The sequence below is a fragment of the Bacillus swezeyi genome (assembly GCF_030908325.1).
Taxonomy (GTDB): domain Bacteria; phylum Bacillota; class Bacilli; order Bacillales; family Bacillaceae; genus Bacillus; species Bacillus swezeyi.
In genome coordinates, this window is sequence record NZ_CP133085.1 from 3,018,450 (window position 1) to 3,031,738 (window position 13,289).

General features: G+C 43.8%; 11 protein-coding genes and 4 pseudogenes. 2 read left to right on the forward strand and 13 right to left on the reverse strand.

Annotation, left to right across the window (positions count from 1 at the left end; translation table 11 throughout):
- Nucleotides 1-220: 220 nt before the first annotated feature.
- The 4 genes and pseudogenes from RBH91_RS14930 to RBH91_RS14945 form a co-directional block, all read right to left on the reverse strand.
- Nucleotides 221-1,420, reverse strand: coding sequence for an FAD/NAD(P)-binding oxidoreductase (locus RBH91_RS14930; protein ID WP_307892072.1), 1,200 nt, complete (start codon nt 1,418-1,420; stop codon nt 221-223).
- Nucleotides 1,421-1,586: 166 nt separating this feature from the next.
- Nucleotides 1,587-2,231 carry a response regulator gene (locus RBH91_RS14935; protein WP_307892073.1) on the reverse strand — a complete coding sequence of 215 codons (645 nt, stop codon included), beginning with the start codon at nt 2,229-2,231 and terminating at the stop codon, nt 1,587-1,589.
- Complete coding sequence (locus RBH91_RS14940; protein WP_307892074.1) at nt 2,206-3,300, reverse strand: PAS domain-containing sensor histidine kinase; 1,095 nt, start codon at nt 3,298-3,300, stop codon at nt 2,206-2,208. The genes RBH91_RS14935 and RBH91_RS14940 overlap by 26 nt, the downstream gene beginning before the upstream one ends.
- Before the next feature lie 289 nt (nt 3,301-3,589).
- A pseudogene (locus RBH91_RS14945) lies at nt 3,590-4,253 on the reverse strand (MBL fold metallo-hydrolase); the annotation flags it as partial.
- Nucleotides 4,254-4,441: 188 nt separating this feature from the next.
- Here RBH91_RS14945 and RBH91_RS14950 point away from each other — a divergent pair.
- The gene (locus RBH91_RS14950) at nt 4,442-4,852 is read left to right on the forward strand and encodes an Lrp/AsnC family transcriptional regulator (protein ID WP_076762700.1); all 411 of its coding nucleotides are present in this window, start codon (nt 4,442-4,444) and stop codon (nt 4,850-4,852) included.
- A 147-nt stretch (nt 4,853-4,999) separates the two neighbouring features.
- Here the strand turns inward: RBH91_RS14950 and RBH91_RS14955 are convergent.
- The 8 genes and pseudogenes from RBH91_RS14955 to RBH91_RS14990 form a co-directional block, all read right to left on the reverse strand.
- Nucleotides 5,000-5,122, reverse strand: a pseudogene (locus RBH91_RS14955) (poly-gamma-glutamate hydrolase family protein); the annotation flags it as partial.
- A pseudogene (locus RBH91_RS14960) lies at nt 5,119-5,530 on the reverse strand (GTP-binding protein); the annotation flags it as partial. The pseudogenes RBH91_RS14955 and RBH91_RS14960, both read right to left, overlap by 4 nt.
- 100 nt (nt 5,531-5,630) lie before the next feature.
- Nucleotides 5,631-7,295 (reverse strand): nucleoside recognition domain-containing protein, encoded by a 1,665-nt coding sequence (locus RBH91_RS14965; RefSeq protein WP_307892075.1) that lies wholly within the window; start codon nt 7,293-7,295, stop codon nt 5,631-5,633.
- Nucleotides 7,289-8,404, reverse strand: coding sequence for an NAD(P)/FAD-dependent oxidoreductase (locus RBH91_RS14970; RefSeq protein WP_307892076.1), 1,116 nt, complete (start codon nt 8,402-8,404; stop codon nt 7,289-7,291). Before RBH91_RS14970 ends, RBH91_RS14965 begins: the two co-directional genes overlap by 7 nt.
- 304 nt (nt 8,405-8,708) lie before the next feature.
- On the reverse strand, nt 8,709-10,418 hold the full coding sequence (gene ureC, locus RBH91_RS14975) for an urease subunit alpha (protein ID WP_307892077.1): 1,710 nt from the start codon (nt 10,416-10,418) through the stop codon (nt 8,709-8,711).
- Nucleotides 10,415-10,789, reverse strand: coding sequence for an urease subunit beta (gene ureB, locus RBH91_RS14980; protein WP_307892078.1), 375 nt, complete (start codon nt 10,787-10,789; stop codon nt 10,415-10,417). Before ureB ends, ureC begins: the two co-directional genes overlap by 4 nt.
- Nucleotides 10,786-11,103 carry an urease subunit gamma gene (gene ureA, locus RBH91_RS14985; protein WP_148957107.1) on the reverse strand — a complete coding sequence of 106 codons (318 nt, stop codon included), beginning with the start codon at nt 11,101-11,103 and terminating at the stop codon, nt 10,786-10,788. The genes ureB and ureA overlap by 4 nt, the downstream gene beginning before the upstream one ends.
- A 794-nt stretch (nt 11,104-11,897) precedes the next feature.
- Nucleotides 11,898-12,341 carry a hypothetical protein gene (locus RBH91_RS14990; protein ID WP_307892079.1) on the reverse strand — a complete coding sequence of 148 codons (444 nt, stop codon included), beginning with the start codon at nt 12,339-12,341 and terminating at the stop codon, nt 11,898-11,900.
- A gap of 33 nt (nt 12,342-12,374) precedes the next feature.
- Here RBH91_RS14990 and RBH91_RS14995 point away from each other — a divergent pair.
- Nucleotides 12,375-12,539: pseudogene (locus tag RBH91_RS14995) on the forward strand (sigma factor-like helix-turn-helix DNA-binding protein); the annotation flags it as partial.
- A 91-nt stretch (nt 12,540-12,630) separates the two neighbouring features.
- Here RBH91_RS14995 and RBH91_RS15000 read toward each other — a convergent pair.
- Nucleotides 12,631-13,227 (reverse strand): class I SAM-dependent methyltransferase, encoded by a 597-nt coding sequence (locus RBH91_RS15000; protein WP_307892080.1) that lies wholly within the window; start codon nt 13,225-13,227, stop codon nt 12,631-12,633.
- Nucleotides 13,228-13,289: the final 62 nt, after the last annotated feature.

The following is a 13,289-nucleotide window of genomic DNA, read 5'->3' on the forward strand; positions in this document are numbered from 1 at the left end:
GCAACGATTGAATAACACAGCGTCTTTAAACTGAAGATCTACATTACGATAAAAACTATTGTTCCAGTTTCCTCAAAAAGATCATTCAGTGACAGATCGCCGTCCCCAATTTCAGCACATTCATTGTGAATCAACGTAACAATCGCTTACTGAGCTTTTGGAAACAAATCATACAATGACATGGTCGTTCAAAACTTCGTCTTTCCCTTCGAATCCTCCCTTACATCCGTCCTTTTAACATGCCATTCCAATATATAATAGGAAGCAATCTTCTTTTTAACATGTACATGCTGAGCCGTTCCTTAGACTGATCAAACGGAAACGTTTCTTGCGGAACCTTGTTGTAGTCAAACTCAGCAAGTACTACTTTGTTGTACCCTGTAACCAGCGGGCAAGAGGTATACCCATCATACTTTGCATCTAATGACGAGCCGTTCATCAAGGAAATTAAGTTTGGTACTATAACCGGAGCTTGTTTGCGAATCGCCGCTCCCGTTTTGGAAGTCGGCAAGTTGGTGCAGTCGCCAATTCCGAAAACATTGGCAAACTGTTTGTGTTGCAGAGTGTACGGATCAACATCCACCCATCCACCCTCATCCGCCAACGCGCTCTCTTTCATCAATTCGGGCGCTTTCATCGGAGGGGTCACATGAAGAAGATCGTATTTCAATACTTCCTGTTCTTTGGTCTCCAGATTCTCGAACACGGCTTCTTTTGAATCTGCTCTAACTTCGATCAGGTTTCTTTTGTACATCGTATGGATGCCCTTACGCTGGACGACTTTATTGAGCGTATTTGCGTATTTCGCGACATCGAAAATCATTGTCTTCGCCGATGCAAAAATAATTTCCGACTGATTGCGAACATTGGACATGCGAAAATAGTCGTCTGCCAGGTACATAATTTTCTGTGGAGCGCCCCCGCATTTCACTGGAGAATCCGGATGAGTAAAAATGGCGGTTCCACCTTTAAAGTTGCGAATGTTTTCCCAAGTGCTGTCCACCGTATGATACGAATAGTTACTGCAAACTCCGTTTTTTCCGACAGCATCCTTCAAGCCTTTGACCCCGTCCCAATTGATTTGCAGCCCGGCGGCTAAGACGAGGTAATCATAGGAAACGATCGCTCCCTGTTTTGTAAGGAGTGCATTCTGTTTCGGGTGAAACTCCGTTACGGCATCGCCAATCAAGTCAACGCCGGCGGGGATCAGGGAGGACAGATCACGCTCCGACTCTTCCTTCTTCGCTGCGCCAGCTCCAACTAGCGTCCACAAAGGCTGGTAGTAGTGCTTTGTTTGTGGGTCTATGATGGCAATTTGTCCTTTGAGTTTTTTAGAAGCCCGGACGAGACGGGCGGCTACAGAGATGCCAGCAGTCCCAGCTCCTACAATGACAACGGAATAATGAACTTGTCTTGCCATAGTCAACCCCCTTTTGCTTTTAGAAAGTTGATGTTTTTCTTAAAGATGCGTATCTCTGTTTTTAAGTTAACACTGATCTCTCTTTTTCTATATAGGGGAACTCCCCTACTTTTATGTGAGCCCCCGTCTTCTCAAGCTGACAAAAGGCAGGTCAAGGAACAGTGTGTTACAACGCCAAATCCAGATATTTGTTTTTGATCGCATATTGGATCAACTCGTGTTTCGAATCCAGCTCCAACTTCTGCATGATATTCGTTTTATGGTTTTCCACGGTTTTGACGCTGATCGAGAGTTTATCGGCGATCTCCTTATTGGCATAGCCCAGCACAATGAGTCTGACAATCTCCTTTTCGCGAACCGTTAAAACAGAAGGCGGCTTTTTGGGCTCCGTATTCAGCCATTGACTGATGATGTCTTGCGATACGGATGTCTTGTAAAAGTGTTTTCCTCGGTACACCTCGACAATCGCCTGAAAAAGCAGTTGGCAATGGCTGTTCTTTAAGATGTATCCATGAGCCCCCACCTCGATTGCTTTATGGACAAAAATTTCCTCGTCATGTATCGTCAAAATCACGATTTTAACCGATGGATTCAACTTTCGGATCTCACTGCTCGCTGTAAATCCATCCAATCCATTTGGCATCGACAAATCCATCAGCACCACATCCGGTTCCAACTGACTGGTCTTGAGGATGGCATCGCTGCCATTGTGGCTTTCCCCCACAATTTTGATTTCGGGAAAACCTTCCAAAAGCATACGTATGCCTTTCCGAATCATCGTGTGGTCATCTACCAACAATACCCTTATCACCCTCTTCACCCTCCTTGCACTGTACTATTACTTTAATAGACGTACCTTCCTGGGGGATGGAGTGAATTTGAAGACTTCCTTTCATCTGATCGACTCTCTCTTTCATATGTTTGAGTCCCAGACCTTCCTCTACTAGATCGCGCTCAAAACCGATACCGTTGTCCCGAAGCATCAAAATCAGCTCGTCGCCTTCTTTGAACAGTATGACTTCAATAAGTGTCGCTTGCGAATATTTCAGGGCATTATGCAGCGCCTCTTGAATGATACGATACAAATTAATTTCCAAAATCGGCTGCAAGCGATCGCTGACATGGCTGCAGGTAAACGTAATGGAAACATCCTTATGAGTCTTGTTCAAGCTGGAAACAAGGTGCTTGACAGTAGGAGGCAGCCCAAGCTGATCGAGACTATGCGGACGCAGCTGGAGAGAATAGAGCTTGACGTCTTGTATCGCTTTTTCCAGTTCATCCACGATCTCCTGCATGTACTCTCTAAATTTTTCTTCCTGCTGAATACGTGATTGAATCGCTTGAATGCCTACTGAAATCGAATAAAGCGATTGTCCTACACCATCGTGCAGTTCCTGAGCCAACCGTTTGTGTTCGTTTTCCTGGGCTTCCAATGTTTTTTGCAGAACCAGCTTGGAGGTCCTGGCTTCCTCTTCCTTTTTCTTCATCGTTAAATCTTTCAGGACCAAAAGGACTTCCTGCTTCATTTGTTCGCCGTTTTCATAGATGACAGCCGTGCTCATCTCCATGTCGACGAATCGCCCCTCATAGGTGGGCATTGAAGAAGGAAAATAAGGGACTTCACGCTTGGCCAGCAAGTAACAACGATCTTCTCCCGCTTTCAGTTTCCTCGTTTGACAGTAGGAACAGTATGGAACCTTGTCCTCTAATTTCCACCCCGTCATCTTCTCTGCGGACGGATTCATCACCAAAATTCTTCGTTCCTGATCCATGATAATGATTCCATCTTGCAAGTGGTCGAAGATCTGCTTCAAATAGCCGCTTTCCATTGTCTTTCCTTTTTCTTCATACCGTTCAAAAAAAGTTAGGTTTTGACACATAACGAATCCTCCACACGTAATGGTTCTTAAATCATTCCCGTTTCTTTCCTTCTACATATTTTATTTTCATCAATAAAGTGAAGAAGGGCAAGAGTAGGAAGAACCCGGTGATGAAACCTGTAACCAGCACCTTTTCTATCTCTGGACTGTTCATGATCGTGACATACGAATAGAATAAGTAGGAAATTCTGAGTGTTCCCCAATCTATTTACTTGTGCTTTCCCTCGTCTCGTAAGGTTTCAAAATGAAACGAACGTAGTCGTATTAGGTGCATGAATAAGTATCCTTCCCAGTGGTTAACAGCTTCCATGTGGCTCACGATAATCTTTCGCATGAGGAGCTGCCTAGTACGTTTCATAGATATCTTCTTTCCCCATGATGAGAGAACCGCCTTCAAAGAATTGATTATTTCCGCCATCTACTACAATGATTTCTGGTTGATGTGTATCAATCTCTTCTTGGACCGCAACATACCATACCGTATCTCCAGCTACATATAACGGTTTCTCATTTTGATGTTTGAAAACAACACCGCACACTTCGCCAGCTAGTTTTAATATTTCTCCTCTTCCGTGTTCGCCTCTTGTTTTGATGAGCTGGATACCTTCGAAAACAGTCTCTTCTATTAAAACCTCAACATTTTGGAAACCGGCATTTCTCACTTCTTCAGCATCTGCTTCATTCTGAACAAACATTTTAATATCTTTTGTAATATTTTTTGAGCAGCCTCGTCAAAGTGGTCTAAATGCAGGTGAGTAACAATGACCGTATCAACATGATTGATGATTTTATCAACAGATGTTGGTAAGCTGACTAAAGGATTTTTTTGATCTTGTCTTGCTGAATTTGGGAAAGGAGGGCAAATCCCTATCTACGCCAACATTGGATTTAATAGGAATTTTTTCCGCATATTCGACAACAAGTGTTGCATTTCGAATTTGTTGAATATTCATGTTTAAAGCTCCTTTTCTTGCAATTTACGTACAGTTTAAACGATGACCCATTCTCAAATACATGGATAAAATCAAGTCTTTTGGCCGTTTGACTTGAATTTCGAAAGAATGTATTTATTTTGTGTAAATGATCAAAGCGGTCTAAAATATACACAAATTGTAACTTCGGTTTGAAAGGATTTGGTTTTATGTTGGATCACACGGACATGCGAATATTAGAAGAGTTATCTCAAAATAGTCGGATTACGATGAAAGAATTGGGAGATAAAGTTCATTTGACAGGGCAAGCAGCTGCCTCAAGGGTTGCCAAATTAGAAGATAACGGAGTGATTGAAGGATATACGATTAAAGTGAATCAAGTTAAATTAGGGTATTTTGTACATGCTTTGATTCATATTTGGACAAAAAGCTCTTATCATGAGCCTTATCTCTCATATATCAATTTGCAAGAGAAATATGTAATCAATAACTATAAAATTAGTGGCGATAGCTGTTATCTTCTTGAATGTAGATTTCCATCTATTGAATTGTTAGATGAATTTCTGGTAGGCTTAGACAAGCATGTCAATTATAAATTGTCGATTGTTATTAATAAATAGTCCAAAATTTATCGAGAAACATACCACACGATATTGGTATGTTTTTTTATTTCAGTCTTAGATGCTGGTCAGTGTCTTTTTGTTTGACTTGAAAATCGGGCCATCTGAGTTATAAACGTTTTTGGCAGCCATTTTTTAAGCAGCAAGCTCAGCAAAGTTTTCACTAGTAATATGCAAATCTTTATTTCCATGAGATTTTTTTAGTCCTTCAAATCAATAAATAGAATATTTTTTGCTTAGCTCTCTAGCCAATTCGCTTGTCCCGCCTTCCGCTCATCTTCTTCACAGACAGCTTTCTTTTCAGTCCAAAAGGCTGTCCCCGGAATAACTGCCAAAAACGATTGGCGTTCACAACCGGCAAAATCGGGTTAAATCAATACCCAATCCCTCATCGATGTAGGAAAAGGTTGTGCAACCGGAATCAGTTCGCTGATCCCGGTTCACTCAATCGATATTCCTAACATCTAGCATCTAGTGCGGCAAATGCAGCCGTTTGACATTTCGACCGGTTTTTCATCCGTCCGCGCAAGACCTCCGCCTTGCTTGACAAGTCCGGCGTCAATGTTGACTTCACTCTTGTTATTAACGGTCACCTTCATGCCCTGGCGATTTTGCAATATGTAACTAGCAAAGTCGTTTGGCCCGCCACCAGGTATTCATCAAAACTGTTACAGTCATTTTTTGTTCATTTCGTTCTCCTTCTTCCTCACATCAAACAAATCGAAACAATTACGATTTTTATGTTATTTCACTACATTGCAAGTAAAATGAAACACATTTATAAGGACAGCAGCTTAAACATGCACAGCAGCACAAGAGCTGAAACCGCCGCTGTCAGCATCTGTTTGCCGATGAGCCCGGCAGCCGCTTTGATTCCCAATTCATTTGCAATTGTCCAGACCGTCACCATACAGGATGAAAAGGTCGATGCAAGATAAACCAACAAAAACAGCGTTCCTCCAGATAAAGCATGCAGAAGGGCTCCGCCGCCTTCATTGAAAAGCAATATACCGTCTTTCCTAATCATTGAGAAGACAAGACCGGGCGCAGCTTCTTCCGGGGCGCCGAACGCTTTTAAAACCGGCGATGCAAGCATTGTGAAGAAACGAAGCACACCGAGTTCATGTAATATCGTTGCCGCGAGACAAATGACAAAAAAGATCGGCATAGCCTGAAATATAAACTGCCTGAGCACCGTTTTCACCCGAAATACGGTTCCTTTCCATGAAGGCCGCTGCAAAAAGGATTTTCTGCTTTTAAAATAGGCGGACCACTTTTGCTCAACTGGATACCAAAAACGATTATGAACGGCACCGACTGCCGCGAGAGTCAAAAGATATGGAATAAACAGCCACTCCTGCCCCGCAGCATGAAAAATGGACAGCGATGCTCCGATTTGATAACTGCATGCAGAACCGAAAGAAATCATTGATATGCATGGCCTCCGGGTACACATGCTGCAGGCGCGGGTCTGCTGAACAGCCACGACATTGCAGCCAAATCCGGTGAGCAGCGGCACTAAATCCTGGCCGTTCATACCGATTTTTCTCATGAAGGGGTCCAATGAATCAACAATTCGATCCTTTAAGCCCGAATCATCTGCTGCCGCATTTGCGATGGACATAAATAAGACGACCGGAAACGCCCAGACGAATGAATAAATACCGAGAGAAAAAAGGCCATAGCTTCCCGCCAATATCGCTTCAAGCCAGGACGGCCAGCTTACCGCCGCTTCTTTTAGCGGTTCGATCAGCCATTCGTCCGCATACTGCTGGGCCCATTCGGAAACATGAAAAGCCAACATAACCGGCAGCATGAACAACACACATAAAACCGGCAACGAAAGGAACGGCCCCCAGATGCGATGATCCAACCACATGTTTTGAGGCGGCGCAGATTCAAGCTTTAAGCATTCGATCTGTTTGCGTTTCAGCGGATGAAATGAAGCATCCTTTCTTAAAAAAGCGAAGAGGCGCTCTCTTTTACTTTCCGTCATCTTTCGCGAATCGATGGGCAAAACCGGCAAATCGTATCGATTGATTTGATCAGAAAGTTTAAGGCGCATCTTCGGCGTCATTTTATCCTTAAAGGTCACGATAAAATAGACATGCTGACAATCCGGGGGAATGAGCCCGAGGATCGTTTGAAGCTCTTCGGAAAAATGCGTGCCGCGCAAAACGGCTATCGTGTGGTCCGCTTTTTCAATTTCTCTCTTCACCGCTCTTTGAGCAACGCTATCATCCAGCCTAATCCCAGGCGTATCGACGATCATCCAGCCTGGAAGGCTCTTGATCTCCCTTTCGGTCACAAAAGCCGTCGAACCTTTGACATTGGTCTCTTCTCCGACTTGCTGATCTGTGATGGAGGAAAACAGCGTCGTTTTTCCGACTGACTCCAGTCCGATCAGCAGCAGGCGCTGCTGTTGCTTCGGTTTTTTTAACATTCGCAATGAACCTCACAACAGCTCAAATCAGTCAGAAACATTTGATTCTCTCTGTATTCTGAAAATACTTTTTTATCCGGCGGATAGCCTAACTTTTTCAGCAAGTGCTCTGCAATCACCGCAAACCTTTGCCGGAATTTATAGATAAAACAAAAGACGGCTTTCTGATGCTGGACACTGGGCCCGATTAAATAGAGGTCATCCGTGATTGTCGACATATCCGCTTCTGTCAGCAACGGTTTGCCATTTTCAGCCCACTCAAATAGATGTTCGATTTGTTTGGCTCCCGAATGAAATCCGGTCGCAATAATCGGCCGTGTATCAGAACGAATTTTTCTGCCGTTAGCCAAGTACAGATCATATGCTGAGCATCCCTTTTTCGTCATTTTCTCTACCTTGGCGTGTTCTAAGAATTGCACTTTCTCTTTTTGATAAGCCGCTTCAATGCGCTCCCATGTATACGGAGAAAGCGACAGGCTCGGGTCGGCCTCAGCGTTTTCTTTTATCGAATTCGGCATAATCACCGTCACATCACTTCCATACTCCGCCAGCTGAAAAGCCGCATCCATCGCGCTTTCATAACCGCCGACCACATAATAATGAGCTTTTTCAAATTGGCTCCATGCAGTTACTTTGCTGTTATGCAATCCAAGCTCAGCGCCCGGAAACGAATGCTTCGGAAACTGAAACTCCCCTGCCCCCCAAATCACCGCTTTTGCTTTTATCTTGCCTTGATCCGTTTCAAGCAAAAAGCCGGCGTCATCTTTATGCACCTTCCGAACTGCCGCGCCTTCGACAAGAGGCAGCTGAAAATGGTCGGCTAAAAGAGACAAATACTCCGCGTACTCCGATCCGCTCAAATGCTCGCGCTGAAATGTAAAGGCCGGTGATGTACCCGGAGCGACGGCATTTAAATCTAAAGCGCCAAAACCCTGTCCTGTAAAGGAAGGTGTAATCAGTTTCATTTCTTCGGGCCATAGATTAAACGAGGCCCCTGCACGGTCTTTTTCTAAAATCGCGAACGATTCAAAACCGAGTTTTTTCAGAACGATTCCCATCCCAATGCCTGCGGGACCCGCTCCGACTATAACGATTTCGCAATCATGCAACGTTATCACCTCTTAAACGAAATCACTTCAATTGATGTCGTGTTTTTGTTCAACACGATCAATAGATTTTATCACAGTGCTTCCTTGAAGTAAATAGTAATGATTACGATTTAAAATGTGAGAAGATATCTACCTATGGAACGTTTAATGATCCGCAAACGGGAACAGACAAAGCGATTACTTACACAGCTTTCCTTTGCAGGTAGTAATGGACTTTGGGGAGATGGATGATGTTCCTCACGAAAAGAAACATTTATGATGCCGTAAAAATATGAAAACAGCTGCCCGAAGGCAGCGTGCTCGTTTAAAACAAAAAATAGCGCTGTGCGAGTGGAACTTGGCAGACAGGCTGGCAGGAAAGCTCCTCACCATCGGCAAACACCTGATAAGTCTTATGGTTGACTTCGATTTTCGGCAGTGCGCTATTTAACTTCATGTCCAGTTTGCTCAATCCGCGAATATGACGCACAGGTGAAACCATTTTTGTCAGTCCTAATGATTGAGGCACACCGCGCTCTATACTTCGCTGTGACATAAAGGTCAGGGATGTTGACTGATTGGCTTTGCCGTAACCCGCGTACATTTTTCTCATAAGCACGGGTTCAGGTGTCGGAATTGAAGCATTCGGATCACCCATTTGAGCGCGGGCAATCATTCCTCCTTTTAAAACGAGTTCAGGCTTGACACCCAAAAAGGCCGGGTCCCAGAGGACGAGATCAGCGAGCTTTCCTTTTTCAACAGAGCCTACCTCATGGCTGATGCCATGGGTAATGGCTGGATTGATCGTATATTTTGCAATGTAGCGCTTGGCGCGCACATTGTCATGTTGATCTTCTCCCGCCAGCCGGCCGCGCTGCTTTTTCATTTTATCGGCGGTTTGCCATGTCCTGATGATAACTTCACCGACTCTGCCCATCGCCTGCGAGTCAGAGGAAGTCATGCTGATCGCGCCGATATCGTGCAAAATATCCTCCGCTGCAATTGTCGCCGCCCGGATTCGTGAATGGCTGAAAGCCACGTCCTCAGGCACATTGGCATCAAGATGGTGGCAGACCATCATCATATCCAGATGTTCGTCCATCGTATTGACTGTATACGGAAGCGTCGGAGTTGTCGAAGACGGCAGGATATTTGAATAGGAGGCAAGCTTCAGCATATCGGGGGCATGTCCGCCGCCCGCTCCTTCGATATGGTACGTATGGATGACACGATCACCGATCGCTTCAAGCGTATTCTCCAAGAAGCCCGCTTCATTCAGTGTATCCGTATGGATAGCAACCTGAACATCGGCTTCTTCAGCGATTTCCATACACGTCTCGATCGCCCTCGGCGTTGTGCCCCAATCTTCATGAAGTTTGAGACCAACCGCGCCCGCTTCGATTTGCTCAAGCAGGGGCGCCGGATGAGAAGCGTTTCCTTTGCCGAGAAAACCTACGTTCACGGGAAACTCCTCGGCTGCTTCAAGCATTCTCGCCATATACCAGGCGCCTGATGTACATGTCGTGGCTTTACTTCCTGTCGCCGGCCCCGTTCCCCCGCCAATTAACGTCGTCACACCGGAAGAGAGGGCTGATTCCATTTGCTGCGGGCATATAAAATGAATGTGTGTATCCACCGCACCGGCAGTCAAAATTTTCCCTTCGCCTGAAATCACTTCCGTTCCGGCGCCGATGATCATATTCGGCTCGACTCCGTCCATGATATCCGGATTTCCGCTTTTTCCAATGCCGGCAATCCGGCCGTCTTTGATCCCGATATCAGCTTTCAGAACCCCTGAGTGATCCAGCACGATTACATTTGTAATCACAAGATCGAGCGCTCCGTCTTTCCCTGTCACCCTTCCATTTTGGCCCATGCCGTCCCTGATCGTTTTCCCTCCGCCAAAGATGACTTCCTCGCCGTATACGGTAAAATCTTTTTCGATCTCAATCCATAAATCTGTATCGGCAAGCCGCACTTTGTCTCCTGTCGTTGGTCCGAACAATTCTGCATACTGCTGTCTCGTCAGTTTCATTTAACCACCCCCTCAATCCAGCCTTCGCCATGCAAGCGCTCGATCGTTTTTTGCCGCCCTCTTTCATCCATGCACCCATCAGCAAGTCCGTTAAAACCGCGCACCGTTTTTCTTCCGCCAATAGCTGTCAGTGTTACCTTTCGCTCCTCACCCGGCTCAATCCGAACTGAAGTGCCTGACGGAATATCAAGCCGCATGCCGATTGCTTTTTTGCGGTCGAACAAAAGGGCGCGATTAGCTTCCGCAAGATGAAAATGCGATCCGACTTGTACAGACCGTGATCCAGTGTTTTTTACAGATAATTCTGTCTTTTCTCGTTCCTCGTTAAGCGTGATGTATCCGTCAACAATTTGAAAAGCTCCCGGCTTCATGACTTCACCTCCTGGACAATCGGCTGATGAACCGTTACAAGCTTCACACCGTCAGGAAATGTCGCTTCAACCTGAATGCTGTCAATCATTGCAGGCACGCCATCCATCAGTTCTTCAGCTGACAACACATGCCGTCCCGCCTCCATCAGCTCTGCGACGCTCTTCCCTTCCCGCGCCCCTTCCATGATAAAACATGTCAAATAGGCGACAGCCTCTGGGTAATTTAACAGCAGCCCCCGCTCTTTTCGTTGTTTTGCCAGTTCCCCGGCCGTAAACATTAATAGTTTTTCCTGTTCTGTCGGTGTTAGTTTCATGCTACCCCTTCCTTTCACAGCAAAATAAAAACCGATTATTTCATATTTTATCTTTCCACCTGATGCTTGCCAACGTACAATGTAACTAAACTTAATATTAAACTTCATAAACTATTTTACTTATAAAAGGAAGCAGCCCCATCTTATTTACGTGCAAAAAGCCCTGTGTTCGCCACCAGAACACAGGGCTCGGCATTTGTTTCTGAATGACTGCAATACAAAAAATGAAACAAACAATTGTTTACTTCCCAGATTTGTTGACAAGAAAAGCGTTTGTATTTGACGGCGGAACACTGTATTTTATTTCATAAAATCCCCTTGAGAAGTATGGTGAAGTCGATAAAAAAGCCCCGATATGTACCGGGGCCCTCATGTCTCTTCCAATGAACTTTTAATTTGCATAGAGTTAAATACCCTTATATTAACCTTACTTTTTGATGGTTTACCGTTTTTCAATATCTTTCTACATCGATATAGACCCTGTCTTTCATGTTTTCTTTCGATTTCCCAGTGACCGATATTAGCCTTAAAGAGATCTGTTTTTATGGAAAAGCGTTGGCCAACCTGTGAGTGGTATCGAAATCAGCTTGTTCGACGTCCTGAAATTAGAAATGGTGTCTTGTATCCACTGCGACTGTATGAGGTTTGGCAACACCTTTTTTACGTGTTGAAAAGGAGCCTTCATGACATGGGGATGGCTCCTTATTTAAGAATTCATATTGCTTTATACCCGCAATTATTCAATATATCTATATACTCTTGTAGTATTATCCCTTCTAAACTAGGAGTACGTGTTAGCTTTCTATTTTGACAAATTCTTGCGGATTAGATCGAATATACGTGCTAATTTGTTTCAGACTATTTGGAGAAATCTCCATGAAACGTTCAAACAAAGAACTTACAGTGACTAGGAGTTGATGATCGTGATCCAAGTCTTTAAAAGTAGCTTCATTCCATTGAAGACCACTCATGCGGTTCCTTGCTTCGAGAACTCCTTTCGTTTCATCAAGCAAGCGAATCATGGAAGTATCACCAAAGAAACGTAAACTACCCGTCACTCCAATCCAATAACTGGGTTTATCCAGCAAATAGGATATCCAAGTATAGTACTCACTCACCGAATTTTTTGCATGATCGTACAATACTCTAAACATGCATAAAGCTTGTTGTCCCTTGGTAAGTTGAGATGCTTTCACAGACATATCTTTTCCACGAATTTTTAGAAAGGTTGGCTCCATACATATCCATCCAAGCCTTTTATCATCTAATAAATCGTCGGCCGCTTCGGCCTTGATTTGAAGAAAGAGAAGACGCTTGCGAAGGAGCTCGGGAGCTCACGGAGCTATGTGTCGCGGATTGAAAAGCGTGCGTTGATGAAGATGTTTCATGAGTTTTATCGGGCGGAGAAGGAGAAGCGAAAGATGGCGGAGGGGAAAATGCAGAAGAAGCCGGATCTAATTTTCCGGCTTGTTTCTTTTAAAACTTATCGTAATGACATATATATGGAGTTATAAAAAAAACAAGAAATCACTTTATGCTACTGGATATAAACATTGAGGCATCTTGATCCATAAAAATACGATGACCGTGATAGAATGTCTTAATTTCAGTTGATTTAAATCCAACATCGGATAATCTTTTTTTCAATTCTTCGTGCGAAAAACCGTTATGAACTTTCGGATGTTGTATTTTATCGTTTTTGTCAAAATCAATAATCATGAGCTTACCGCCATTATTTAAAATGCCGAACAATTCCTGTAAAATTTTATTCGTATCCGGAATATGAAGAAGGACGAGTGACATTAAAACGATGTCTGCCTTCAGTTCAGGAGTTTCTTGGGTAAAATCTGAATAAAGCACTTTTGCGTTGGCAATTCCTTTGCGAGAAATTTTAGCTTTCGCCACCTCCAACATTTGTTTTGATGAATCAACCAACAAAATAGAATTTACTAAATCTGATAATTCTAAACTAATTAGACCAGTACCACTCCCATAGTCAATTAAAGATTTTGATTTACTATTTCGTAATTCCGGTCTTACTTCATTAACTATCACTTTAGCTAATTCAATTCTTTCTTCTGTATCATATCGTTTTGCCATCTGTTCAAAAACGTTATTTTCCATATTCCACTTCCTATTTATTAAAATTAAAGCTACATAGTGGTCATTATAGCAAAAGCGATGCT